The organism is Demequina sp., from assembly GCF_049841215.1.
Classification (GTDB): Bacteria; Actinomycetota; Actinomycetes; order Actinomycetales; family Demequinaceae; genus Demequina.
Genome location: NZ_JASGEO010000011.1, coordinates 24,124 through 48,602, shown reverse-complemented (window position 1 = coordinate 48,602; position 24,479 = coordinate 24,124). Strand labels below are relative to the sequence as shown.

At 65.0% G+C, this 24,479-nt stretch carries 25 protein-coding genes and 1 pseudogene; 12 read left to right on the top strand and 14 right to left on the bottom strand.

From position 1 onward, the window contains the following. Positions 1 to 8 precede the first annotated feature (8 nt). Positions 9 to 2,285, bottom strand: coding sequence for a GmrSD restriction endonuclease domain-containing protein (locus QM618_RS05080; RefSeq protein ID WP_428095378.1), 2,277 nt, complete (start codon positions 2,283 to 2,285; stop codon positions 9 to 11). 660 nt (positions 2,286 to 2,945) lie between these two features. On the opposite strand from QM618_RS05080, the pseudogene QM618_RS05075 reads away from it, so the two are divergent. From QM618_RS05075 to QM618_RS05060, 4 genes and pseudogenes are all read left to right on the top strand, one after another. Further along, a pseudogene (locus QM618_RS05075) lies at positions 2,946 to 3,104 on the top strand (RtcB family protein); the annotation flags it as partial. Positions 3,105 to 3,219: 115 nt separating this feature from the next. After that, complete coding sequence (locus QM618_RS05070; RefSeq protein ID WP_428095377.1) at positions 3,220 to 4,260, top strand: restriction endonuclease; 1,041 nt, start codon at positions 3,220 to 3,222, stop codon at positions 4,258 to 4,260. Between the two features lie 142 nt (positions 4,261 to 4,402). Then, positions 4,403 to 4,864: a hypothetical protein gene (locus QM618_RS05065; RefSeq protein ID WP_428095376.1), complete on the top strand. Its 462-nt coding sequence runs from the start codon at positions 4,403 to 4,405 to the stop codon at positions 4,862 to 4,864. Between the two features lie 98 nt (positions 4,865 to 4,962). Continuing rightward, positions 4,963 to 5,742, top strand: coding sequence for a nuclease-related domain-containing protein (locus tag QM618_RS05060; RefSeq protein WP_428095375.1), 780 nt, complete (start codon positions 4,963 to 4,965; stop codon positions 5,740 to 5,742). A gap of 66 nt (positions 5,743 to 5,808) precedes the next feature. Here QM618_RS05060 and QM618_RS05055 read toward each other — a convergent pair whose 3' ends face one another. From QM618_RS05055 to QM618_RS05045, 3 genes are read right to left on the bottom strand one after another with little or no spacing between them, the layout of a single operon-like run. Then, positions 5,809 to 6,384, bottom strand: a complete 576-nt coding sequence (locus QM618_RS05055) for a uracil-DNA glycosylase family protein (RefSeq protein ID WP_428095374.1) — start codon at positions 6,382 to 6,384, stop codon at positions 5,809 to 5,811. Then, positions 6,377 to 6,796, bottom strand: coding sequence for a hypothetical protein (locus QM618_RS05050; RefSeq protein ID WP_428095373.1), 420 nt, complete (start codon positions 6,794 to 6,796; stop codon positions 6,377 to 6,379). The genes QM618_RS05055 and QM618_RS05050 overlap by 8 nt, the downstream gene beginning before the upstream one ends. Beyond that, positions 6,793 to 6,957, bottom strand: coding sequence for a hypothetical protein (locus QM618_RS05045; protein WP_428095372.1), 165 nt, complete (start codon positions 6,955 to 6,957; stop codon positions 6,793 to 6,795). The genes QM618_RS05050 and QM618_RS05045 overlap by 4 nt, the downstream gene beginning before the upstream one ends. Positions 6,958 to 7,406: 449 nt before the next feature. Between QM618_RS05045 and QM618_RS05040 the strand changes: the two genes are divergently transcribed. Then, positions 7,407 to 8,597 (top strand): RtcB family protein, encoded by a 1,191-nt coding sequence (locus QM618_RS05040; RefSeq protein ID WP_428095371.1) that lies wholly within the window; start codon positions 7,407 to 7,409, stop codon positions 8,595 to 8,597. Positions 8,598 to 8,753: 156 nt separating this feature from the next. Here QM618_RS05040 and QM618_RS05035 read toward each other — a convergent pair whose 3' ends face one another. The 5 genes from QM618_RS05035 to QM618_RS05015 all read right to left on the bottom strand — a co-directional run bounded on the left by QM618_RS05035 (position 8,754) and on the right by QM618_RS05015 (position 12,985). Then, positions 8,754 to 9,230: a GNAT family N-acetyltransferase gene (locus tag QM618_RS05035; RefSeq protein WP_428095370.1), complete on the bottom strand. Its 477-nt coding sequence runs from the start codon at positions 9,228 to 9,230 to the stop codon at positions 8,754 to 8,756. 44 nt (positions 9,231 to 9,274) lie between these two features. After that, complete coding sequence (gene glpK / locus QM618_RS05030) at positions 9,275 to 10,789, bottom strand: glycerol kinase GlpK (RefSeq protein WP_428095369.1); 1,515 nt, start codon at positions 10,787 to 10,789, stop codon at positions 9,275 to 9,277. A gap of 26 nt (positions 10,790 to 10,815) precedes the next feature. After that, entirely contained in the window at positions 10,816 to 11,901 is a 1,086-nt protein-coding gene (locus QM618_RS05025; protein ID WP_428095368.1) for a transglutaminase domain-containing protein, read from the bottom strand. 142 nt (positions 11,902 to 12,043) lie between these two features. After that, positions 12,044 to 12,484, bottom strand: coding sequence for an Hsp20/alpha crystallin family protein (locus QM618_RS05020; protein WP_428095367.1), 441 nt, complete (start codon positions 12,482 to 12,484; stop codon positions 12,044 to 12,046). A 105-nt stretch (positions 12,485 to 12,589) separates the two neighbouring features. Then, positions 12,590 to 12,985 carry a hypothetical protein gene (locus QM618_RS05015; RefSeq protein WP_428095366.1) on the bottom strand — a complete coding sequence of 132 codons (396 nt, stop codon included), beginning with the start codon at positions 12,983 to 12,985 and terminating at the stop codon, positions 12,590 to 12,592. Between the two features lie 105 nt (positions 12,986 to 13,090). On the opposite strand from QM618_RS05015, the gene QM618_RS05010 reads away from it, so the two are divergent. The 5 genes from QM618_RS05010 to QM618_RS04990 all read left to right on the top strand — a co-directional run bounded on the left by QM618_RS05010 (position 13,091) and on the right by QM618_RS04990 (position 17,856). Then, positions 13,091 to 13,372 (top strand): type II toxin-antitoxin system VapB family antitoxin, encoded by a 282-nt coding sequence (locus tag QM618_RS05010; protein ID WP_428095365.1) that lies wholly within the window; start codon positions 13,091 to 13,093, stop codon positions 13,370 to 13,372. Then, on the top strand, positions 13,366 to 13,761 hold the full coding sequence (locus tag QM618_RS05005) for a type II toxin-antitoxin system VapC family toxin (protein ID WP_428095364.1): 396 nt from the start codon (positions 13,366 to 13,368) through the stop codon (positions 13,759 to 13,761). The genes QM618_RS05010 and QM618_RS05005 overlap by 7 nt, the downstream gene beginning before the upstream one ends. Positions 13,762 to 13,860: 99 nt before the next feature. Further along, a complete protein-coding gene (locus QM618_RS05000) occupies positions 13,861 to 14,358 on the top strand; it encodes a sigma-70 family RNA polymerase sigma factor (protein WP_428095363.1) in 498 nt (165 codons plus the stop codon). Next, positions 14,351 to 15,325, top strand: coding sequence for a hypothetical protein (locus tag QM618_RS04995; RefSeq protein ID WP_428095362.1), 975 nt, complete (start codon positions 14,351 to 14,353; stop codon positions 15,323 to 15,325). The genes QM618_RS05000 and QM618_RS04995 overlap by 8 nt, the downstream gene beginning before the upstream one ends. Positions 15,326 to 15,327: 2 nt before the next feature. Then, a complete protein-coding gene (locus QM618_RS04990; RefSeq protein WP_428095361.1) occupies positions 15,328 to 17,856 on the top strand; it encodes a hypothetical protein in 2,529 nt (842 codons plus the stop codon). 17 nt (positions 17,857 to 17,873) lie between these two features. On the opposite strand, the gene QM618_RS04985 is transcribed toward QM618_RS04990, so the two are convergent. Genes QM618_RS04985 through QM618_RS04965 form a run of 5 tightly spaced genes read right to left on the bottom strand, consistent with a single transcriptional unit; the run spans position 17,874 to position 22,126 of the window. Beyond that, complete coding sequence (locus tag QM618_RS04985) at positions 17,874 to 18,383, bottom strand: RrF2 family transcriptional regulator (protein WP_428095360.1); 510 nt, start codon at positions 18,381 to 18,383, stop codon at positions 17,874 to 17,876. A 9-nt stretch (positions 18,384 to 18,392) separates the two neighbouring features. Beyond that, positions 18,393 to 19,388 carry a sulfate/molybdate ABC transporter ATP-binding protein gene (locus QM618_RS04980; protein WP_428095359.1) on the bottom strand — a complete coding sequence of 332 codons (996 nt, stop codon included), beginning with the start codon at positions 19,386 to 19,388 and terminating at the stop codon, positions 18,393 to 18,395. After that, positions 19,385 to 20,218, bottom strand: a complete 834-nt coding sequence (locus tag QM618_RS04975; RefSeq protein WP_428095358.1) for a sulfate ABC transporter permease — start codon at positions 20,216 to 20,218, stop codon at positions 19,385 to 19,387. Before QM618_RS04975 ends, QM618_RS04980 begins: the two co-directional genes overlap by 4 nt. Then, positions 20,211 to 21,035, bottom strand: a complete 825-nt coding sequence (gene cysT / locus QM618_RS04970) for a sulfate ABC transporter permease subunit CysT (protein WP_428095357.1) — start codon at positions 21,033 to 21,035, stop codon at positions 20,211 to 20,213. Before cysT ends, QM618_RS04975 begins: the two co-directional genes overlap by 8 nt. 44 nt (positions 21,036 to 21,079) lie before the next feature. Then, a complete protein-coding gene (locus QM618_RS04965; RefSeq protein ID WP_428095356.1) occupies positions 21,080 to 22,126 on the bottom strand; it encodes a sulfate ABC transporter substrate-binding protein in 1,047 nt (348 codons plus the stop codon). 113 nt (positions 22,127 to 22,239) lie between these two features. Between QM618_RS04965 and QM618_RS04960 the strand changes: the two genes are divergently transcribed. Further along, the gene (locus QM618_RS04960) at positions 22,240 to 22,503 is read left to right on the top strand and encodes a hypothetical protein (RefSeq protein ID WP_428095355.1); all 264 of its coding nucleotides are present in this window, start codon (positions 22,240 to 22,242) and stop codon (positions 22,501 to 22,503) included. Positions 22,504 to 22,524: 21 nt separating this feature from the next. Then, complete coding sequence (locus QM618_RS04955) at positions 22,525 to 24,285, top strand: alpha/beta hydrolase (RefSeq protein ID WP_428095354.1); 1,761 nt, start codon at positions 22,525 to 22,527, stop codon at positions 24,283 to 24,285. The last annotated feature ends 194 nt before the right edge of the window (positions 24,286 to 24,479 follow it).

Sequence of the window (24,479 nt, the reverse complement as noted above, 5' to 3'; positions counted from 1 at the left end):
GGCGCTCCTCAGCCCCAGTGTTCTCCCTGGTAGCCAACCATGTCATCGCCGTGCAGCTGTTTGGTTGCATTGCCTATCCGGACCCAAAATTCGGTAGCGCCGGCCCCTCCCTCGAATGCTTTCGCGAATACCGGCTTGCCTGCAGCAGCGGCAGCAACCACGCACACGTCCGCGTCGCCAGCCCGTTCGAAGCGAATGCGCACGACGCCAGCGGTCTGGATTGACAAGTTGCTATCGAGGAGTTGCCGAAGGAATAGTTCGAATCCGTCTCGGTTCCCCTTCGCGCCCAGCGTTTTGAAGTCGTCGTCGAGCCCGAGGACGTGCGCATCGTCATCAACACCGATGAGGAGCGTTCCGCCTTCGGCATTGAGGAACCCACAGACCGTCTTCGTGATCACGTGCTCCATCCTTTTGTCAGCCACGCCAGCGCGAACGTTCCAACGTGCGGTCGACTTGTACTCGACGGTTTGCGACTCTCCGACAGCGAGCATGTCACCGAGTGTTGTGCCCCCCACGGCCGCGGCCGCGCCCTCCTGCAGTCGCGCGAAGCCATCCCTGACGACCTTCGCTATGAGTCCGCGTCTGCGTTCGAGGAACGTCGGATAGTCGAGTTGCTCCCAGCCAACTGGCAGCGCGTGCCAATACGCCTGCCTCTTGAGGCGCTCGGGATCGAGCGCATCCACTAGGACGGGCCAGTAGTCCTTGGGGTCGTTCGAACTGATCTCCAAGTTGTCTGGCCAGTCGAGGAACGCCATGTTTGCGATCGCATTGACTTGCCTCGAGTTCTTGATCCCTACACCTGCGAGGTGCGCCTTGGGGAAGAGGTGATGCCGTTCGATCGAACGCGGAGCCGCGAGGCTCGGGTCGAGGATCTCGCGAATGCGGAGGTCGCTGAACAAGAGCTCCGCATCCAGAAGATTCAGGGCCGCCCAGTATGCGAACAGGACCGGCGACCGCGCTGACGACGTGTCCAGGCGGTTCGGCAAGGAGATCTCCCAGTAGTCTCCAGTGAAATTCGAGCGCACGATTCGGTCGAGCTCGTCACAGAACGCGTCGGCGTCACCCGGCTCTAGATCCGCGATTCGACCAAGATCTGCTTCGATCGCGCTCTCGGGCGAAGACGTGTAGCGGCCCGTCGTGTGCGCCATGAAGAACCATCGCGCGATGACAGACCGAAGCACCTTGCGGTCCAAGCCGAAGTCGCGCTTGCCGATGAGCCAAAGAACGTACGTGTAGATGAGAGCGTTCTCCGACGTCAGCATTCGGCGTGTGCGGAAACCGGCGTAAGTCAAGCACTTCAAGAACTCGTGCCAGTTCGATAGGTCCACCACCTCGGCTTGAGCGCGCGCAAGTTCCGCAAACTGGTCGGCACGACGCTCAGCGGACACGTCTCCCGACTCGAGGTCCTTGCCGCGCAAGATGTTGTACACATGTTGAAGTCGACCGCGACGGAAGGCGAGTCCGACACTCGCGCGGAGGAGTTGGTCCGGGCTCGGATCAATGAAGGGGTTTTTCGACGACGCTCCTTGAACGGCAGGGTCAACCGCGCTTCTGCAGAAGTGCTCAAGTTCCCTCCGCCCCGCTTCCCAGTGAACGGACATGAGGGTCAGAATGAAGTCGGACTGCTTGAGTTGCACGCCTTCGGAATTGATCCGAACAAAGACGTCCGCGACTTGCTCCTCGTCCGCGCCTGCGTTCAACTCGATGACCTGAAACCTGAAGTTCTGCAGGTCGTAGACGCGGTCGATCCTGTCTTCAAGCGTGTCCTCTTCCTCCTGAGAGAGATCTGTGCGGCGACTGTCCGCAAGTCGCGAGAAGAACTTCCTGATTGTCGGGCGATACCCGTCGCGCCACAGCGCAGTGATATCAGGCAGGAACTCTGGATCCTTCTCGATCGCCGCATCCGTCACTTCGAACGTTTCGTCCGCGGGACGAAAGGCGACCCTAATGTGCTTCTCCTCGAAGGACTTCGTAAGTACAGAGGTACCCGTCAACACCGCATACAACGACGTGAGACGTTGCTGTCCGTCGACGATAAGCAACTTCGCGACCTTGTCACTGTCGCCCCCACCAACTTGTCGCGTGCCAACCTCAGCGCCCGTTTCCCAGAACATGAGCGTTCCGACGGGGTAGCCCCGATAGAGCGAATCGAAGAGATCCCGTGTCTTTGCCGAGGACCAAACAAATGGTCGCTGTATGTCCGGCAGAGCAATGTTGCCGTGTTCGATGTCGCCAACAAGGTGGTTTAGCGAGTACCCGGTATCGCGATAGAGAGTAGGAGCCATCGAGGCCGCCGCCTTTCACGCAGTATTGCCCAGTCGATCTACAACTAGCGCATCGAGGCGCTGGTGACCTCGCAAGTGCTAACGTCGAACTTGTTTGCCGACAACGGTCACTATACGGCCGCTTACCAGCAAACATCGTGATACCCCCAGCACGGTCCGACCCGCAACTGCGCGCCCGACCCAGGGCTGACTTCGACGCCACGCGGATTCTTCTGGACGGATGGAGTCGCAGCCTTGCGCGAAGGTGCTCCGGACACACCCACAACCCTTGCCCTCCCCCGCTACCAGGGTGTACGGTCCCATGCTCGTGCGCCGAATCTCCCGGAACCGCACAACGAGCAGAAGAAAGGAGCCGCACGTGTTTAGCACCCTCGCCAAAGCGACCGCCAACACGCAGCGCCCGCTTCTGCCTGCCCTGGATAGCTGCTTGCGGCCAGAACCCAGGGCCTACCTAGAGCTGCGCAAGCACTAGACCCCGCCACCAGAATTCCCACACCACCCGTGGGAGTGGGGCGCCGTCACCCCTGCTATTTGCAGCCAAAAGCGACCCCGCACACCCGTGCGCGCGCACGCCTGCTCGCCACGGCGTCGGGCCGGCTCCCCCAACGGAACCGAGCACGACACCCCCACCACACCACCACTCACAGAAAGGAAACTCTCATGGAGAAGCTGAACGCTCGGCTTCTGAACTGGGCGTCCATCCTGGACCCCCAGACCAAGGAGCAGGCGGTCACCACCTCGTCCATGCCGTTCATCTACCCCCACCTCGCCCTCATGCCCGACGCTCACCTGGGTAAGGGCGCTGCGGTCGGCTCACTGAGACGTTGACCTGCAGGAAGTCCAGATCAGGTGAAGTAACTTCAACCGATCCTCGCGCCTCCCAGTCAGCTGCATCGCGCGGGCGCTAAGGTGCTAGCGAGACCTAGGAGGGGTGATGGCTACCTGGCTTGTACGCGCTGGGCGCGACGGGGCTAACGAGGACTTTGCACTCGAGAGTGGATACGCCGTGATCGGCTGGCACGAGTTGCCGGATCTCCGACAGTTCACGTCAAAAGCCGAACTGAGTCAGGCGCTGCGCGACGCAGGCCACTCGAACGAGGCCGCGGTGCGTACACATGCGAACCAAGTTTGGACGTTCGTGCACAAGATCCAGAAGGGCGACACCGTCACTCTGCCGCTGCGATCAGTTGCCGCCGTAGCACTCGGAGAAGTGGTTGGCGACTACGAGTACGACCCGAATGCCGCTCCTGGTGTCAGGCACCGTCGGCGTGTGCGCTGGGTCCGCGACGCCGTGCCGCGCAATGCTTTCGGACAAGATCTCCTCTACACGCTCGGTGCATTCTTGACGGTCTGCCAAGTACAGCGAAACGACGCGGACAAGCGAATCGCGCGGATTATGGCCGGACAACCCGACCCCGGTATGGGCGAGGCTCCGAGCGTCCCTGGAAGGGTGTCGGAGGCGCCAGACGATGACACCGATCCGGCGGTTTCCTTCGACCTCGAGCAATATGGACGAGACCGAATCGCATCGATCATTTCGCGCAACTTCGCTGGCCACGAGCTCACTGCCCTCGTCAATGCAGTCTTGCAGGCGAGCGGGTACCACACGATCGTCTCGCCCGCGGGCCCGGATGGCGGCGTGGATATTCTCGCTGGCGCACCCCCGATGGGCTTCGGCGAGCCGCGCATTTGCGTTCAGGTCAAGACCGGCGAGGCCGACGCGCCAATGCTTCGCGATCTCCAGGGCACGATGCATTCGCATGGCGCGACGCACGGTCTTTTCGTGGCGTGGGGCGGCTATAGGAGAACGGTGAGACTCGAGGAGCGCAGGACGTTCTTCCAGATCCGCCTCTGGGATGCGGACGACCTCATCCGCGAACTCATCTCCGTGTATTCGGATTTGCCGGCCGCGATTCGTGACGCGATCCCTCTGACACAGGTCTGGACTGTCGTCGAAGATGACCCCCGGGCCTGACTTGCCACCGCCGTACCCCGCGATCCCTGTACGTCCCCTCGGGGGCGACGAACAATTCCAGGGCACTGCGGACCAGGCCGCGACCGTTCTCGACTACTGGCGATGGGCGAACTCGGACCTCGTAGGGAATGTCTCACGTGGTGTGCTGGCCGAGTACCTGGTCGCGCTCGCAGTGGGCTCGACGACGGTACCTAGAGATCCGTGGGCACCGTACGACGTAGTCGACCCAGCGGGCGTCACCATCGAGGTCAAGTCCGCCGCGTACCTCCAAGCATGGGACCAGAGAGCGCTGTCTAGGATCAACTTTCTGGTGAGACCCACAGCGAGCCCCACCGTCGTCCTCGGCGAGACACCCGTGGTGAGCCGACGTTCTCAGGTTTGGGTCTTCGCGCTCCTTCATCACCTCGATCAAGGGACGCTGAATCCCCTGGACCTAACCCAGTGGTCGTTTTGGGTGGTTCCTACGAGTTGGCTCAACGCGCGTGAGCGCAGCCAGCATTCAATTGGTGTTGCCGCTTTGATCGGATCTCCCTTCGGTGAGGCAGTGACGTTTGCCGAGCTCGCGTCAACTATCACGCGCGTCAGCAAGCTCGAAGAGTTCTAGTCACGTGAACCTCGCCACACTCGCTTGAAGCGCGCATCCACGGGGCCGATGCTGTCTCCGTGGAACTCCCAAGGGTGCGTCGATATCGCAAGGGAGCCATGGACCGCCTGTACGTCGAAGACTCAGAAGGGCTCACCTACGGCTGGGCGGACACAGCCACCGGCGAGACCACCATCCAGATCCCGGGCAGCGAGGCGCGCGTCGAGGCCGCGTTTACCGCTTGGGCGCTCTTCTACCCCGCCGACGACCTCGCCACCCACATCCCGGGCCACAACACCAAGGCTCTCGCCGCTGCCTGGCAGGCAGAAATCGACGCTCTCGACGAAGACATTCGGACTATCTACGACATGCGCGAGAACGCCGTTTACCAGCGAGATCAGTACCTCAAGGGCAACACCGGAGAACTCCGCATTGGCGTCAAGCTCAACGAACTACACAAGCGCGGCTGGGGCGTTCTCCACGCCATACCGCTCTACGGCGGCCGCGCCGACATCGACCACCTCCTCATCGGTTCCGGCGGCGTGTGGACAGTCAATGCCAAGGCCCACGGCAACCTCCCAATCAAGGTGATCGGCGATCGCATGAGCGTCGGCCGCTCCTTCGTTGACCACGTGCCTGCCGCCCGCCGGGAGGCGGCGTACGTATCCCGCGTCTTGAAGGCGCACGGTTTCGACGTACCCGTGCATCCCGCCGTCGCCCTCGACCTCACGAGCTACAGCGACTTCCACGTGGTCCGCGAGCCAGAAGACGTCGTCGTAGACCGGACCGCTTATGTCGTCGAGGCGATCGCCCTGAGCGAGGGAGTGGTCGACCAGCCCACCATCAACGCCGTCTTCGCCCTGCTCCGCCAACGCCAGGTCTGGGAGTCGGGTCATTAAGCTCCTTGCCGCCAAATAATCACGCGCGGTCGACCGGTCGCGCGAGCAAAGCCGGATGCTGCGCGACTATGGATGGCTGAGAACCTCGCGGAGTTCTGCCATAACCGGCGCCACCGCCTCCTTCGGGGAAAACGGCCCGGGCATGCGAAAGACGCTTCCGCCCCAGGGCGTCGAGTTCGGTTGGATCCCCGGCGCACCCTCTGCCCCAAGCAGGGCGCGCACAACGTGGCGGAAAACGCAGATCACGACTGGAGGCCGGTGAACGGCGAGCTTCTCCAGCAAGATCGCGCGTCCGTATTCGATCTCCGCGGGAGCCAGATCCTTTTCGCCCACCGTTGGTCGCTTGACGAGGTCGGTAAGCCCCACGCCAGCATTGAGGGCTTGAACCTCATACGTCCGCGCGTCATCCGCCAGGTCAAATACGCCGACCGCAGCCAGGCGCCGCATCTGCGGCAGACCCAGTCTGCCCTGGTAATAGTGCCCTGCCGCAACGCTTGGCGGAGCCGGGTTGAGGCCCACGATGGCGGCCCTCACCTCACGGGGCCACAGATCGGCAAGCGTGAGGATCTCGCGACCCATCCACTCGACTCGCGCTTGATACCCGATCAGTGTCTCTGCCGCGGCAGGGATCGGCCTAGCCATCGCAGTTGTCGCAGATACCTGTCACCGGCAACTGGACAAAGCAATCACCGCAAACTGGTGCGGCGAGACTCACGGCTCCGCGCGCGCTACCGCGTTCGACTTCGCGACGCACTGGGAACGGAACACCCCACCAATTGCCCTGATGCTCGGCAAGATCGCCGAGCAAGGGCGCGAGATCAGACCGAACCCACGCGTGGCCCGCCAAGATGGTGGCGGAGAGTCTGCGTTCGCTAGCAGTTCGAAGTGCGACATACGCCTTGGTCTGTTGGGGGATGTAGACCGTGTCGTGAGGAATCGCTGCTGCCACCTGTCGCGCAATATCAACGTTCTCAAGCGGCACATTCGAGTCCGCCAACGCGGCTTCGAATGATGCGTAGTACTTCCGCTTGGCGGTGTCTCGGGTGTCGCTCACTTCCCTAACTCCTTGCGTACGAGGTCAACCATTTCGTCATCGAGAATCCAGCGAGCATGCGAGTTCTCGCCATTGGGCCGAAATAGCTTCCGGAGGACGCGACGGATGCGTTTCTGGTCAACGCCTAGTTGCTGCGCAAGTTCGCGCGGTGTGACGGTCATGTCCACAACGTAGCGCCTGCTTCAGACACGCCCCACGGCGCGAAGCCTTGCCCTCCCCGCCAAACAGGAGTACGGTCCCATGCTCGTGCGCCGGAACAGTTCCGGCCAACACCAAGAGCAGCAGGAAAGGAGTCGCCGTGATCAAGGCCATAGATCCGATCACAAGGCGCCCACTGCTGCCTGCCTACCCGCAGTTCGATTTGTGGGGCTTTGAGTTGACCCAGGTCAATGAGCGCAAAGCCAGCGAACTCGGTCGCCTAACGCACCCCCAGCGCTAAGCCAGCACACTTCCTCGCCCCACCGGGCCACAGGATTCCCCGCACACGAACGCGGGGAGTGCAGCCAGCGTCGGGCCGTTACGGCCAACCAAGACTCAAGCTGCACATTCGTGCGCGCGCACGCCTGCTCGCCACGAGAACACCACACCAACTCACAGAAAGGAAAGACCAATGGAGAAGCTGAACGCTCGGCTTCTGAACTGGGCGTCCATCCTGGACCCTCAGACCAAGGAGCAGGCGGTCACCACCTCGTCCATGCCGTTCGTCTACCCCCACCTCGCCCTCATGCCCGACGCTCACTTGGGTAAGGGCGCAACGGTCGGCTCGGTGATTCCCACCTTGGGAGCCATCATTCCGGCCGCCGTTGGCGTGGACATCGGGTGCGGCATGATCGCGGTGCTGAGCCAGTTCACGAAGGCCGACCTCGAGGGGAAGAACCTCGCCGAGCTGCGCGAGCAGATCGAGCGGGCGATCCCCCTGAGCGCCGGCGGACGGAACCGGAAGCTGCGCGAGAGCGCCGAGGCCCGGGTTGCCGCATTGGAGGCGGCGACCACCCCCGAGCAGCTGGCACGGATCAACAAGCTCAGCGGCTCGTGGCCGATGCAGCTCGGTTCGCTCGGCTCCGGCAACCACTTCATCGAGGTGAGCGCCGACGAGCAGGACCGGATCTGGTTCTTCCTGCACTCCGGGTCCCGGGGCGTGGGAAACCGGCTCGCGACGTACCACATCGCCGTGGCGCACACGGTGATGAGCCGGTACTGGATCACGCTGCCTGACAGGGACCTCGCCTACCTCGTGGAGGGCACGGAGGAGTTCGACGAGTACATCGCCGACCTCACCTGGGCCCAGGCGTTTGCCCTGGCAAACCGGGAGGAGATGATGGACCGGGTCGTGGACCAGTTCGAGCGGTGGATGACTGCTGCTACGGGTTCCGAGGTCCACGTGGACGAGGCCATGCGGATCAACTGCCACCACAACTTCACCCAGCAGGAGAAGCACTGGGGCAAGGACGTGTGGCTGTCCCGGAAGGGCGCCATCTCGGCCCGCGAGGGCGAGTGGGGCCTCATCCCGGGGTCCATGGGTACTGCGAGCTACGTGGTTCAGGGGCTGGGCAACGCCTTGGCCCTGAACTCCTCGCCTCACGGGGCGGGGCGTGAGTACTCGCGGAACCGGGCTCGGGCAACGTTCACGATTGACGATCTGCGGGCGTCGATGGTGGGCATCGAGTACCGGGACTCCGAGGCCTTCATCGACGAGATCCCCGCGGCGTACAAGGACATCGACCAGGTCATGGCGGATGCGTCTGACCTGGTGGAGATCCGGCACACGCTGCACCAGCTCGTGAATGTGAAGGGCAACTAGGGCTGCCTAGCCCTCGCGGCCGCGCCGCCGGCAACGATGACCGGCGGCGCGGGGAGGCCTAGTGCTGTTTGGCTGTTTTAGGAATCCTTAAAACAGCGAAACAGCCACAGCCCGCCCGACGCTGTGGTCGCCTTGAGCGCTCAACCCGCCGAACTCTCAGCGAACCTCACCAAACGGGTATCGCACCTGCTCAAAGGGCCAGTCACGCTCAAGCCAAGCGGGCACGAAAGCCGCCAAAGCGTCGGCCACCCCAGTCGGCGCTTCGGCGACAACCCACCACGAGACCTCTGCCTCGAGCGGCACTGCCTCCACGTCCAGCTCCGGCGGGTCAATGTAGATGCAGCCCCAGATGGCGCTCTCGTCCTCGGGCATGATCGCGTAGTTGAACGACTCGTGCGTGACCATCTCGCGTGCGTGGCGGTCGAGGTCCGCGCGGTCTTCGTCCGCGGTCATGTCCTCGGGCGGCCAGCCCCACTCCTCGCCATACTTGGCCCACAGCATCTCCCGGTTCCCCATCACGGCGACCATGTCGATCTCGGTGTCATCGGGCGAGATGGGGCGAACGTGGACGCCGGGCGCCACCTCGACGCGCAGGGGGTGAGCAAAATCGCCGGGGAGCCACTGCAGAGTCATGGTCACGATCGTACGGGTCGAGTCCGCGCCGCACCCGTCAGCCCCTACCTCACGTCCTCGTCCACCCACCCCAGCGTCTTGTCAACAGCCTTGCGCCAGTTGCGCAGCAGCCGCTCCGCTTCGTCGCGCCGCATCGTCGGCGACCATCGCTCCGCCTCGCGCCAGTTGGCGCGCACCTCGTCGAGCGACCCCCAGTACCCCACGGCCAGGCCCGCCGCATAGGCCGCGCCAAGCGCCGTGGTCTCCGGCACGCGCGGCCGCACCACGTCGATCCCCAGCAGGTCCGCCTGAAACTGCATCAGCAGCCCGTTGGCCGTCATGCCACCGTCCACCCGTAGGCCCGACGGCCGCGTCCCCACATCCGCCGCCACCGCCTCGAGCACGTCGGCAGTTTGGTAGGCGGTCGCCTCGAGTACGGCCCTCGCCAAATGCCCACGATTCGCGAAGTGGGTGAGGCCTACCAAGGCGCCCCTAGCGTCGGGCCTCCAGTACGGAGCGAACAGGCCAGAAAAAGCCGGCACAAAATAGACCCCGCCGTTGTCGGCGACGGTGGCGGCGACGCGTTCGATGTCTGGCGCCGACGTGATCGCGCCCAGGTTGTCGCGCAGCCACTGCACCAGGGATCCGGTGACGGCAACGGAGCCCTCGAGGGCGTAGACGGCGGGAGCGTCGCCCAGTTTGTAGCCCACGGTGGAGATCAGTCCGTGCGATGACCGCACCACGCGCTCGCCCGTGGTGACGAGCACAAAGTTGCCCGTGCCGTAGGTGCACTTGGTGTCGCCAACGTCGAACGCGGCCTGGCCAAACGTGGCCGCCTGCTGATCGCCGAGGATGCCCGCGATCGGCACTCCGTCCAGCATGGTGCGAGGGCTCGCATGCCCATATACCTGGGATGAAGACTGGATCGTGGGCAGCAGCGCCCGCGGAACGTCGAACGCCGCCAGCAGCTCCGGCGCCCACTCCAACGTCTCCAAGTCCATGAGCAGCGTCCGGGACGCATTCGTGACGTCGGTGACGTGCATCCCGCCGTCCACGCCGCCCGTCAGGTTCCACAGCAGCCACGTGTCGATGGTGCCGAACAGCAACTCCCCCGCCTCGGCCCGCGCCCTCGCGCTCTCAACGTTCTCGAGGATCCACGCGATCTTGGTCCCAGCAAAGTAGGTGGCCAGAGGCAAACCGGTGGTGGAGCGGAACCGGTCAACGCCGTCGGGCTGTGCGAGGCGATCCACGATGTCTTGCGAGCGCGTGTCTTGCCACACGATCGCCGGATAGACGGGCTCGCCGGTGACGCGGGACCAGATGATCGTGGTCTCGCGCTGGTTGGTGATGCCTGCGGCCGCGATGTCGCGGTGGGTGAGCGAGGCCGCGGAGAGCGCCTCGGCGATCACCGCGCGAGTGTTGTCCCATATCTCAAGCGGATCGTGCTCCACCCAGCCGGGGTGAGGGGTGAACTGCCGGTGCTCCTTCTGGGCACTGGCCACCACGGAACCGTCACGCGAGAAGATCATGGCGCGCGTGGACGTGGTCCCCTGGTCTATCGCCAGCACGTGCGTGGTCATGGCCCCAATCTAGGGCCGCACCCCTGCTATCCGCCGTAGTTGGCGGCCTCCGAGTCCACGACCCATTCCTTGTCAGGGGTGCGCGAGTCCAGCTTCTCATCTCCTGGCGGCACCAGGAAATAGTCCTGGCGCACGTAACTGCCGTCGACGTCGTCCCACGTCACGTCCACCACGTCCCATTCGCCGTCCACGAGCACGCGGTTCCACGCGTGCGCGCCCACGGTGAGCCCGCTGTTGGCCTCGCCTGTCACCACCACGGTGGGCAGCCCCACCTCGTAGGCGAGGGCCTGGAACGCCTGCGCATACCCGTTGCACACGGCCGTTCCCGCCACGAGGATCCCGTACGCCTCTTGCGACTGGTCCACTTGCGTCGAGTCCGTCTCGCCCTCGCCAATCGCGTCGGCCGCCTCGTAGTCATAGGTGGCCACGCTCGCCACGTAGTCGTGGATGGCGCGCGCCTTGTCCGCGTCGCTTGAGGTTTGGCTCAGGTCCAGCTCTTCCAGCCCGACGGCCACGGCAGCCGCCGTCTCGTCTTGCCTTTCGCGCGCCTCGGCTCTGGGATACACGTAGTCGGGCTGCAGGGTCACCCCGGACAGCGAGGTCACGTACGTCCAGCCGCGGACAAAGAGATACGGGTTCTGGATCGCCGCCTCAGAGACCGCGTCGAAGACGCCGTCCCTGCCCACTCCTTCGGCGTTCGCCCAGTAGGTCACATCAATGGACTTCTTCTGGTCAATCATGCTTGCTGCCAGGTACTTCACCAGATCGTCTGACCCCATCACGGGGTACGCCACCTCCGGGGTTGGTGGCGGGCCGCCCACAAGGGCGGCCCGGAACGGCACCCACTCCGGCAGAATCCCCTGGTGCCCGGCAACGGCCACAAGGGCCACCAAGATGGCCGTGAGCACGAGGGCGCGCAGGCCGCCGCGACGCTTCTTCGCGGGCTGCGTGTAGATGGGTGCCGAAGGCCCATAGCCCATATAGCGGGCCCGCACGTGGCCCGTCCACGCGCTGCCATCCCAGTAGCGTTCCAGGTCGGTGCGTGCGGGATCGGGAAGCCAACCTGCAGAGGGAAGTTGCCCCGGCGTCGGCCCGTTGTTGTTCTCCGTCACGTGGTCCCTCGCACGCGAGACACGCTATCCCGCGAAGGTCGCGCTAATCCACTTTGCGTGACGAGGCCAACAGCGACCACATGATGTCGAGTGCGCACACGCCGAGTGCGGCCGCCTCTCGACGGCCGCACTCGACAGCGGGCTACTTAGCCTCCACCTGGATGCGTCGCGGTTTCGCAGACTCCGCCTTAGGGACGGTAACGGTGACGATACCGTCCGCATACGCTGCGGTCACGGCGTCGGGGTCAACCCGGTCCGGCAGCCGTACCGAGCGGTGGAACGTCCCAAACCGGCGCTCGACCCTGCGGAATCCGTCAGTCGTCTTGTCCGAGTAGAAGGCACGCTCACCTGCGATGGTAAGCACGTTCTCCTCGATCGACAGATTGACGTCGTCCGGACTAATACCCGGGAGCTCCACGTGAAGCGTGAAGCCTTCGTCGGTCTCCTCCACGTCCAGCGCAGGGGCGAAAGCTCCAGTAAGCGGCGCCTCTTCGTCCGCGAAGAACTGGGTCATGATGCGGTGAAAATCACTCTGCCACGGTGAAGTGGCCGGAACGGGACGGCGCAGTACATCGCGAGTCATCTCTGACCTCCTTTAGTCGTGTGGCCGCGGAGGGCGCTCACCCTCCGGGCGAAGCACAACAGAGTGTGCTCCGTGACGCAATTATAAGACTTGAGTGGATGGGGCTCAAGTTTTTGTTAGCAGCCATCGCACGCCCGCCCGCGCGGCCATGAGCGTGATGATCAGCCCCGTCACCAGCCAGAAGCCGCCGAGGCTCACGGCGTCGCCGAACAGCACATCGACGAGCCACAGCACCACAAACTTGGCGCCGGGTATCAACACCACCAGGGTGAGCACACCGATGGCCTTGCCCGCGCGGGTGGGGGCGCCCCCTACTCGCGCGAGCGCGCGCTTCTTGAATAGCACCACCACCTCGAGCACCAGCTTCAGCAGCACCGCTACCAGGAGCGACATCAAGAAGGTTTCGGTGATCACCTTGGGCGCAAACTGCGCGGCGAGGTTGAGCACCACCACGTAGACGAAGACGTCGACGATGTGCTCCGCCACCGTCTCTCGCTTCATGCCCACAACGTATCGCGAGCCGGGGGTGGTAGCCGCCGTAGCGTCGGGCCGTATTGGTCTTGGTGCTTCTACCCTTTCTACCTTGCCCAAGGTAGACTTCTACCCGTGGCCATCAATATCAAGAATGAGCGCACCGTAGCGCTCGCGCGTGAACTCGCCGAGGTACGCGGGCTGACGCTTACTAGCGCGATTGAAGAGGCGCTTGAGGCACGCTTGCGCGAACTGCATGACTCGCAAGACGCGCGTGAAGCGAGAGCTCAGCGTCGCCGCTCGCTCGTGGAGCCCGTCCTCGCCGAACTGCACGAAAGCCTCACCCCTGGGGAGCGTGAGGCGCTGCGCACCGCTCAAGACGACATGTACGACGCGAATGGTCTACCCGTATGGTGATCGACACATCTGGGGTCATCGCGATTCTCCGGGAGGAACCGTCGGCAACGGCAGTCAAGGAGTGCTTGGAGTACGCCGACTCAATGGTCATGTCGGCCGCAACGCGCGTGGAACTGACCGCCGTACTGAGACGAACCCTAGATCCCGTGGCCCAATCACGTGCTGAGCGCGTGCTCCGGGGATACAACATCTCCATTGTCGACTTCACTGCAGCCCAGGCGGCCATCGCCGATCGCGCATTCAAAGACTTTGGGCAGGGCTCCGGCCACCCCGCGCGCCTCAACTTTGGCGACTGCTTCAGCTACGCGCTTGCGACGTCCTTGGACGAACCACTGCTGTTCGTGGGGGACGACTTCTCCAAGACCGACGTGGTGCCCGCCTTGGCCTAGCGCTCTTGCCCGAGCGCAGCAGCCCGCGCACCGCTACCCTCGTTTTCAGCTGGGGATGTCAACCCGCGACCGTCCCCTTTTCGTCGTGGGGATATGAGCGTGGCAACTGCTACCCGGATTGACCTCGAGGCCTTCGTCGCCTCGGAGTATCCGCGCGTCGTCGCCGCGGTTCGCCTCACCACGGGCGACCACGACGCCGCCCCCGATGCCGTGCAGGACGCACTGGTTGGCCTCATCGCCAATCCGCCCCGCCGTGAGCCGGACAACATCGCCGCCTACATCACCGTGGTGGCCACCAACAAGCTGCGAGACGTGCAGCGCCGTCGCGGTGCCGAACAGCGGGCACTTGGCCGCATGCCGTCGCCGCGCGAGGACGTCGCGGACGAGCTGTCCGCGCTGGACCTTGACGTCGCCGCCGCGATCCGCGCGCTTCCGGAGCGCCAGCGCGACATCTGCATCCTCCACTACCTCATGGACCACTCGGTGGACACGATCGCGGGCGCGCTTGGGGTGTCAACCGGCACCGTCAAGACCCAGCTTCACCGCGCCCGCGCCTCACTTGCCGCGGCGCTAGGAAAGGAGGCCAGCGATGACTGACCTCGACGACACGTTGCGCGAGTCGCTCGGCCGGCTCGCCGAGCCCGGTGACACCGCAGGCGTGGCCGACGCTGTGGCCGCCAAGGCCGCCGCGCTCGGTTCTGCCGGTGGTGCGGCCGGTGGGGGTGCAGCTGGGTTCTCGGCGTGGGTGGTGCCCGCTGTGGTGGGCTTGGTGGCGATTGGCGGCGGCGTGTGGGCCAACCAGGCATGGGGGGCCGACGCTGGAGGCACCGACGCCGTTTTCGTCGCCTTGCCTGGTAATGGCGCCATTCCGGCCGCGGCATGCCCCGGCGGGGCGTCCACCACGCAACTTGATCCTGGCGCACGGGTTCTCGCGGTTCAGCGCACCGATGACGGCGCCTACCTCGCGGTGCGCGATCCGGGCGCATTGGGTTCCGTGGTGTGGGTGTCCGCTGGCTACGCCATCCCCGACGAGAGCGTCAGCGCGCTCCCCGTGGGCGGCTGCGACGAGGCCACCTCGCCCATCCCCAGCGCATCGCCGAGCGTCACCCCATCGCCATCGTCCAGCGCCGAGCCGAGTGCCGAGCCCAGCGAGACCACCAAGCCGGAACCCAAGCCCACCGAGACCGACGAGCCCGAGCCGGAGCCTGAGCCAGAGCCTGAGAAGCCCAAGGACACCAAGAAGCCGACCTTCAGCAACGGATCCTGGAACGTGGCAAGGCTATGCACTCCCGAGGTTGGGGGCGATGGCCCATTCGTCGCGAAGTACACCGTCACCGTTAGGGACAACGTGAAGGTCAAGAGCGTCACGGCAACCTCAACCGCGCCCGGAATCGAGATCAGCGGACCCACCAAGTCCGGGTCAAAGTACACGTTCACCGTTCAGCGTCATGGAGTCGACGACGTCACGGTTGTACTCAAGGTGACGGCAAAGGACACCTCGAACAACACCCAAAGCCACAACTCGCCTGGGCTGGAGTCGTCTAGCTCCAACTGCTTCGGATGATCATGAAGACACCAACCCGCATCCTCGTCACCGCTGGCACGGCCGTAGTCCTCTTCGCCACGTCCTTCCTGGTAGCGAACGCGATGACGCCAGACGCTCTCCCTGTGGACGAGCCCATCGCAATTCCGGCGAGCACCACGGAACAGGCCTCGGTGCTGCGGCCGGTTGCCGTGGGCGAAGCGGCCCTGTCAGCAGCGGCCGAAGACCTCTCACCCGCCACCGGCACGGCGCCCGTCACAGTCATCACCACAGAGTCCGGAGGGGACCTTCCCGAGTTCCAGCTATCCCCCGCCATCCTCGAGGCTGCCGCCTCCCTCGACTCCAGCGCGGGCCTGCCGCTCACAGAACCAAGCGACGAGGCGACGGTGCCAACCCCGGCGCCCACAGCGTCGGGCATGCCGGCGAGCGATCCGTGCGCCGTGGACGCGGGCGACACTGCCGAGACGTGCCCCGAGGGCGTGACCGCGACGCTGCTTTCGCTCGAGCACGACGAGACGCTGCGGGTGTGGGCCGTCGCGGATCCGGTCACGGGCGCGGACCAGGGCAGCAGCATCTGGTGTCCCGCCACCGATCCCGGCGAGAACCGCCTGCGGCTTGGCGCGATGACCACCTCGGAGGCCACGGTGACCGTCACCTATTGGCCAACGGATGACCCGTCGAACGTGCAGTCTGCGGTGCTCGAGCCGGAGCGTTCGTTTGCCACGGGCGAGGTGGTCCACTGCGGCGCCACAGGCGAGCTGGTAGCGGGCGACTATGCGGGCAGCGCGATCGCGGCATCGATGAGCTCCATCTCCTCGGCCTGGCCGTTCACCTTCGACTCTCGCGGCCGCCCAGAGCAACCCGCGATGACGGTGGTGCCGCTCGGCTCCAACTGGCTGTGGGTGGGCGTGGGGCACACGCCAACGGAGTCCGTGATTATCAAGGGCTTTGCACTGGCCGACGGCGGGGCCGCCTCGTGCGCGGACGCTCGCTCGGAGACGGTGCCGGCACTTCGCGAGGATGTGCGCACCCACACCTCTTTGGTCTCGGCGACGGCGCTGCGGGCCGCGAACATCAACGACGCATTTACCCGCGTGACGTCCGCACTGCTGTATGTACCAGGAGGAACGCAGGCCGGAGTGTGCGGGATGACGTTCGCGGGGGGCGACCCAAGTTGGGACGCTGACGTGCCGGAGCGCACCCAGTTCGCCTCTGCGGCGGCTCCCGACAGCTGGGTTGCGGCAGTGACCGTGCGCGAGCTCACCACGTATCGCCCCGGATTTGTGAACATCCGCGCCACGGGCCAGTCCGGCTCGTACTGCGGGCCAAGCTCCTACATCACGGTGAGGGGCGAGGTCTCCGACACCCCCACCGTGACACCGGTGGACACCACGCTGTGCCGCCTTGGTGGGCAGAACATCGCGATCGAGATCGGCACCTGGTGGCGGTCCGACGCAGGCACGAGTGAAGACGCGGACTCCACTACGCGACTGCTGTTGGGCGGGCTCTCGTGCACCGGCGCGTGCCCGCAGCCAGAGCCGCGCACCTACACCGCGTTCCTTCCGGGACTGGGCCAGGATCAGTGCCCCGACTCCGTTGCGGATGACTGCGACCTGAGGCGGCGCACCGCCGGGGCACGCGCAACGATCGACGTGACGTGGGAGCCCGGCGGCGGAAGCGGCAGGGCGGCGTGGACGGTGTCAGGTGTCGCGGCACAGGACCGCGACGCGGTGGTGCCGGACGCTCCCCAGTTCGACGAACTGGCGCGCCTCACGGGAACGCTGAGCGCCGACGGATTCACCGCCCAGCTCGCGACCACGCTCGGGTTCGACCGCCAGGTGACCTTCACCGCAGAAGCCGTGGGGCCGTGCTATGCCGGGACCGCGACAAGTGCCGCGGTGAGCGGCACTGCACGAGCGTCGGGCAACGGGGTGTGGAGCGCTCCCGTGACGTTCCGCAACCTCTGCCCCGGCACCCACTACGACGTGATTGTGCGTGCCACGGCGGATGGCTCGACGACCGTCGCGGCCCCGCCTGGCGCGGGCGGCGTCGCGGCCGACGTCATGTGGTGGGATGGCGCCGTGACGACGCCGCAGGCGATGATCGCGGTCAAGACGTACGTGCGGATCGAGAGGTCTGGGTATGAGGACGCGGCCTTCATGGTGCGCGACTCGGAGATCACGGTGGCTGGAGAGGCGCTGTATCCGTCATTTGGGTACTGGCAGCGCGACCGCTGCTTTGGGCCGGGCGTGACGTCTAGGGATTCCGAGGCCGGGTTGGGCGAGGTGCCGCTGGCGCGGGAGTACGAGATCGCGAGCGCAATCAACGTGTTCAGCGACCTGATCTACTACCCCACGTCCCCCACGTGCGAGTGGCGCGCGGCGGAGCGTTGGGTGGTGCCCGCGAATGTCACGGTCACGCTGGACAACCTGTTGCGCGGGACCACGTACTCCGGGTTCTTGGTGCGGCGGGACTTCCCGGATCCGGCGTCTGGAGACAACCAGATCTTCCGGTACGAGGTGACGGTCAAGGGTCAGCGCGTGACGGGGTAGGGACGCGTGCAGGCGTCCTAGATCCGCCACTCCGGATCGGCTCCGCGCGGGATCGTGGGCTGTTGCGGGCCAAGGCGGGGGGTCCAGGCGTCGTCGTTGTCATACAAGACCCGGATCGCCTCTGGGAACTCCCCTGTCACGAGTTGATCAAGCGTCACCTCGTCGAACACGGAGCGCACGGCAGACCGCGCCGCCACCCATACCTCTTGCAGGTGCTGAAGGGCGGGCGGGTAGGTGACCTCGTCTGGGCGCAGGCCGTGGACGTCGGCAAGTGGCCCGTCGATGGCGCGCAGCACCTCGCCAACGGTGATCTCAGCCGGGCTTCGGCGCAACGCGTATCCGCCGTCGGCGCCGCGCGTGGCGGTGACAATCGCCGCCCTGCGTAGGTCCGCGAGTACGGCCTCGAGGAACTTCCGCGGCAGTTCATACGAATCCGCGATCACCTGGGCGGACGCCCGCTCCGGGTACACGCCCGCGAGGTACGTGACGGCGCGCGCGGCGTAGTCGCCTTTGGCTGAAACGTGCATGCGGTAATCCTATCGGGCCGCTTGGGTAGCGGGTTCGGCCTGCGCGATCTGCGAGGCACCCTCCGCGAGCCGCAACCACACCGTGTCGCCAACGCCCACCTCGAGGTCGCGGAAATGGGCGCGCGTGAGGCTCACCGTGGTCTCTTCACTGCCCGACGGCCCGCCTGGCTTCGCCGTAAGCCTCACCTCGTGCCCCACTCGCTGCACGTCGGTGACCTCCGCCTTGGTGGAGTCGCGAACCGCGATGGAGAAGACATCGAGGTCGTGGGGGCGGACTACGGAGCCACCGAACTCGGTGGTGGGGCCGAGGAAGCGCATCACGAACTCGCTTGCTGGGGCGTCGTAAATCTGGTCCGGAGTGCCGGATTGCTCCACGCGGCCTTGGTTGATGACCACGATGTCATCTGCGACCTCCAGGGCCTCCTCTTGATCGTGAGTCACGAACACGGTGGTGACGTGGACCTCGTCGTGGAGGCGGCGCAGCCACTGGCGAAGCTCCTTGCGCACCTGGGCATCCAGGGCCCCAAACGGCTCGTCGAGCAGCAGCACTGAAGGTTCCACGGCCAGAGCTCGCGCCAGCGCCATGCGCTGGCGCTGCCCGCCACTCAGCTGGGACGGCAACCGGTGGGCGAACTGTTGCAGATGAACCAATCGCAACAGCTCGTCAACGCGCTCGTTGATCTCGTCGCGCGGACGCTTGCGGATTTCCAGCCCAAAGGCCACGTTCTTCGCCACGCTCATGTGCTTGAAGGCGGCGTAGTGCTGGAAGACGAAACCCACGTTGCGCTTCTGCGGCGGGAGGTTGGTGGCCTCGGTGCCTTCGATGAAGACGCGCCCCTCGTCGGCATCCTCAAGACCGGCGATGATGCGCAGCAGGGTGGACTTTCCGCCGCCGGACGGCCCCAGCAGCGCCGTCAGTTGGCCGGTGGGGATGGAGACGTTGACGTCTTCGAGCGCAACGAACGACCCGAACTTCTTGCCCACCCCTTCTATCTCGATACTCACGAGTCCCTCCGGGATTCTGCGCGTGAGCGCAACAGGCTCACGGTGACGATGGTGATGATGGAAATTACGGCGAGGAGGCTCGCGATGGCGAACGCCTTCTCTTGGTCAAAGTCGTAATACAACTGCTCAACCATGAGCGTTGCGGTTTGGGTCTGGCCGATGAGGTTTCCGCTGACCACCTTGACGGCGCCAAACTCGCCGATGGACCGCGCGAGGCACAACACCACGCCGTAGAGCAGTCCCCAGCGGATCGCCGGCAACGTGATGCGGCGGAAGGTCTGCGGGAAGTTGGCGCCGAGCGAGCGGGCGGCCTGCTCTTGGTCCGTGCCCACCTCTTGCAGCACGGGCACCAGCTCCCTGATGACGAGCGGCATCGCCACGAAGGTGGTTGCCAGCACGATCGCGGGGGTGGAGAACAGCACCTTGATTCCCGCGGACGCGAGCGGCTCGCCAAACCACCCCGTAGTGGTGGAGTACACCAGCACGATGGACAGGCCGACGACGATAGGTGAAACGGATAGCGGCAGGTCAACCAGCGCGTTGAGCAGCCTCTTTCCAGGGAACTCGTAGCGCACCAGCAGGATCGAGACGGTGACACCAAACAACACGTTGAGCACCACGGACCACGCCGCCGCGATAGCCGTCAGGCGCAGTGAGTTCAGCACCAGCGGATCGGTGAAGGTCTCGATTACGGGTTGCAGGCCGTCGGCAAAGGTATTCCAGAACACCAGCGCAACGGGCCACGCGACGAGGAGCGCCACGTACAGGATCGCCACCCAGCGCGCCACGTGCTTGGTGGCCCCGCGCGCGCCAACCACTGCCTTAGCCACGGCGGCTCACCCGCCGCTGCAGCAGGTCAAGCGCCACGATAACGAGTAGCGCTACTACCAAAATGACGGTGGCAACCACCGCCGCCTGGGCGGGTTGACCACCTTCCACATAGGTGAGGATGCGCACGCTCGTGACCTCGGTGCGCAGCGCGAGGTTTCCGCTGATGAGCACGAGGGATCCGTACTCAGACACCGCGCGCGCGAATGACAACGCAGCGCCCGCCGCGATGGCAGGCGTGAGCGCGGGCAGGATCACGCGGGTGAGCGTCTGCCGCCCAGAGGCACCCAGGGACCGTGCCGCCTGCTCCACCTCCGGGTCCAGCTCCTCGAGCACCGGCTGCACGGCTCGCACCACAAAAGGCAGCGTCACGAAGGCGAATGCCAAGAACACCGCAGTGCGCGTGTTCGCCACGTCCCAGCCAATGGGGCTGCGCGGCCCGTACAGGCCAAGCAGCACAAGGCCGGCCACGATCGTGGGCAGAGCAAACGGCACATCGATGATGATCTCCATAAGCCGCTTGCCCGGGAACGAGTCTCGCACAAGCACCCACGCGATGACCGTGCCGATCACCACATTCACCACGGTCACGGCTGCCGCCTGGCCAAGGGTCAGCAGGATCGCCGCCTGCGTCTGGGCATTCGTGAGAGTAGACCAGAAGCCGGACCACCCGCCCGCGAGCGCCGTCGCAATCACCGCAGCCAACGGGATGAGCACGAGGATCGAGAACCACGTGACGGCAACGCCAAGGGCCAGCCCCGAGCCCTTCGTCAGCGTGGAGCGAGGACGGTAGAAAACGACCCGAGGGCCGGACCGCACATCGCGGTCCGGCCCTGAGTCAGTCGGTGTATCGACTATTTGTGTCAACTCGACTTGCCTGTCTCGATCTGGATCTTGGTGATGATGCCGTTCTCTTCATCGAAGAACTTGGGATTGGCCTCTGACCACCCACCAAAGTCGTCGTTGATGTTCAGCAGCGTCGTGGGAGCGGGGAACGGGTTCGCGGGATCATTCGCGCCCTCAACCTCTCCAACATCGACACCATCGATCACCGGGCGGAACCCCAGCTTGCCAAACTCCGCCTGAGCCTCGGGCGTGAAGAGGAACTTCAGCCACTCAGAGGCCTTGGGGTCCGCGTCCTTGAGCACCGCACCGGGGTTGTCGATGCGCAGCGTCGTAGCCGGCAGCACGTAGTCGATCTTTTCTCCCTGCTGTCGAGCGAGGATTGCCTCGTTCTCGTAGCTGAGGAGCACGTCACCGGTTCCTGCGAGGAACGCCGACGTGGCGTCACGGCCAGAGCCGGGCAGGGCCACGATGTTGTTGAACAGCTCCGTGGTGTAGGCGATCGCGTCATCCTCGGAGCCGCCGTTGGCGATCACGTCGCCCCAGCCGGCAAGGATGTTCCACCGCGCGGAACCGGAAGAGCCGGGGTTGGGCGTCACGATCTCGACGCCGTCGGCGACCAGGTCATCCCAGTCCTGGATGTTCTTGGGGTTGCCCTCGCGGACAACGAACACCACCACGGACGACGACACGATGCCGCCGGTCTCGCCTGCGTTCCACGACGGGTCAACGAGGCCGGCGTCCACGAGCCGCGTCACGTCACCCTCGAGCGAGAAGTGCACGTAATCGGCCTCGAGGCCCGCCTCAACGGCGCGGCTCTGGTCGCCGGAAGCACCATAGGACTCAACCCACGTCACGCCTTTGCCTTCTGGCGTCTCAGCCCACAGCTTCTGGATAGCGTTGTTCGCTGCCTTTGGTACCGCGAAACCTACGAGCGAAAGAGACGTCTCGCCGCCGCCATCTGGCGCACCGCTTGTCTCATCTGAGGCCGAGCTGCAGGCCGCGAGGCCCATCGATACGACCACCGCTACACCTGCCAACCACCCTGCTCGTGCCTTCTTGTTCATCGCTCTCTCCATTGGTTTGGCCCAGGACTTATTTCCTATGGGTTCGCTAGAGATTAGGTATATGGCGTCGTGATGTCAAATCTCCTGGCACGCCCCCCAGTAGTCTCGGGAGCGTGAGGACTCGCGTAGTGGTCGCGGTGGTGATAGGCGTCACCGCCGCCGTGCTCGCCGTCGCACTCGCGGTCTCGGCAGCCCTCCCCGACAACCTGGTCATTCCCGACGGGCCTAGCTCCTCCCCCATGCCCACCATGACCAACCGCAACTTCCTCGATCCCGCGTTCGGCTGGCGCTCCGCAATCGTCGTGTTCGCGGCCGTCGTCACCATGACCGGCATCGCACTCGTGGCGCGCGCCGTCGAACGTCGGCGCTCCCGCTAATCTGCGCATAGAGGAGGCACCATGACCGTCACCGAGACCACCGAAACCAGGCGACGCAAACTGCTTGCAGCGTCGGACCAAAGGGGCCGAACGGAGAGGCGCCCTCCCCACGCGTTCGAGCTCACGTACAACCGCTGGGGGCTCGTTGGCGCACTCCTGTTCTTCAGCGCCTCACTGGTGCCGTCGCTGCTGCCGCGCTCCGGCGTTGTACAGGGCATCATCACGGGCCTCACTGCGGTCATCGGATACGGCCTCGCGTGCTCATTCGTGGGCATTTGGCACTACGTTCAAGGACCCGTTCCGCACGGAAAGGTCCGACGCTGGACCCTGCTTTCGCTCACCGCCACCCTTGCCATTGTGCTTGGCTACGCGATCTGGAAGTACGTTGGGTGGCAGAACCAGACTCGCGAATTGATGGGCATGGAGGCCATGTCTCCCCTGGTATGGCCCACCATTCTTCTTGTTGGGGCGGTGACGTTTTGGCTGCTACTGGCCGCGGGCAGGGCGTTCCGCACGCTGTTCCGGTGGAGCGGAGAGAAGATCAACCGGTGGCTGCCGCGACGGTTCGCGCTCACGCTCAACGCGATCGTCATGGGCCTGCTGATCTGGGGACTGCTCTCCGGCGCCATTCTTGACGCGTTCTTCTGGGGCGCGAACGCGATCTTCTCCACGAGGGACAGCGGCGACAAGCCGTTCGCTACCCAGCCAACAGACCAGTACCACTCGGGGGGTCCAGGCTCCGTCGTGGCGTGGGACGACCTTGGCCGCCAGGGCCGGGACTTCATCAGCCGCACGCCAAAGGTAGAGGACATCAACGCGGTGAGTGGCGGCGGCGCCATGGAGCCCATTCGCGTCTACGTGGGGCTCAAATCTGGCGAGACGGTGCAGGAGCGAGCGGATCTTCTACTCGAGGAACTTAAGCGCACCGGCGCCTTCGATCGGAAGGCCATCATCATCGGCTCGACCACCGGCACGGGCTGGCTTGACCCCAACGCCGTGGACCCCATCGACTACATGTTCAACGGAGACAACGCGATCGCCGGCATGCAGTACTCCTACCTTCCCAGCTGGATCTCGCTGTTCGCGGACTCCGCGATCACCAAAGAGACCGCGGTGACAATGTTCACCACCATCCACGACTACTGGGTGACGTTGCCGGAAGACTCGAGGCCCAAGCTGTACCTCTTTGGGCTGTCGCTCGGCTCGTTCGGCGTTGAAGGGGTACTCACCGACGTCGACATCGTCAACGCCCCGTTCGATGGTGCCCTCATGGCAGGTCCGCCGTTCCTCAACCCGCTGCACACCCAGATCACCGATGACAGGGACGAGGGCACCCCCGCCTGGAACCCCTGGTACAACGAGGGGCGCACGGTCAGATTCACCGCTCAAGACGACCTACTCAAGCGCGACGAAGGCGTCTGGGGACCTAACACGCGGCTCGTCTACCTGCAGCACGGGACCGACGGCGTGGTGTGGTTCTCCCCCACGCTCCTGTATCGCGAGCCCGATTGGCTCAAGGAGGGCGAGCGTGCCCCCGACGTCTCAGACGAGATGACGTGGGTGCCGATCGTGTCGTTCTGGCAGGGGGCCATGGACCTCGCAGGCGCGGGAGGTGCTCCGCAGGGCTTTGGCCACGAGTACGCCGTGCACGACTACACGGACGCGTGGGCGGGAGTGTTCAATATTGAGGGCTGGACCGACGCGGACTCCGAGGCCGTCGCCGCGGCCGTCCAGGCCGAGCACGACGAGTTCGACGCCAGGATCGCAGCCCAAGACAACTGACACCTCTCCACACAGGGCGAATGCCTCTCCACACAAAACGGCCGTGTGCGGCCGGAATCAGGACCTGTTCCCGCACAGGCGGGCGGGTGAATCACTCTGGTTGTGTGGAGAGGCATTCGCCGTGTGTGGAGGGGTGATTCGGGTTGGTGGCTGTCCTGGCGGCCGGATGTCCGCCAGACGCGGAAAAACGGGCC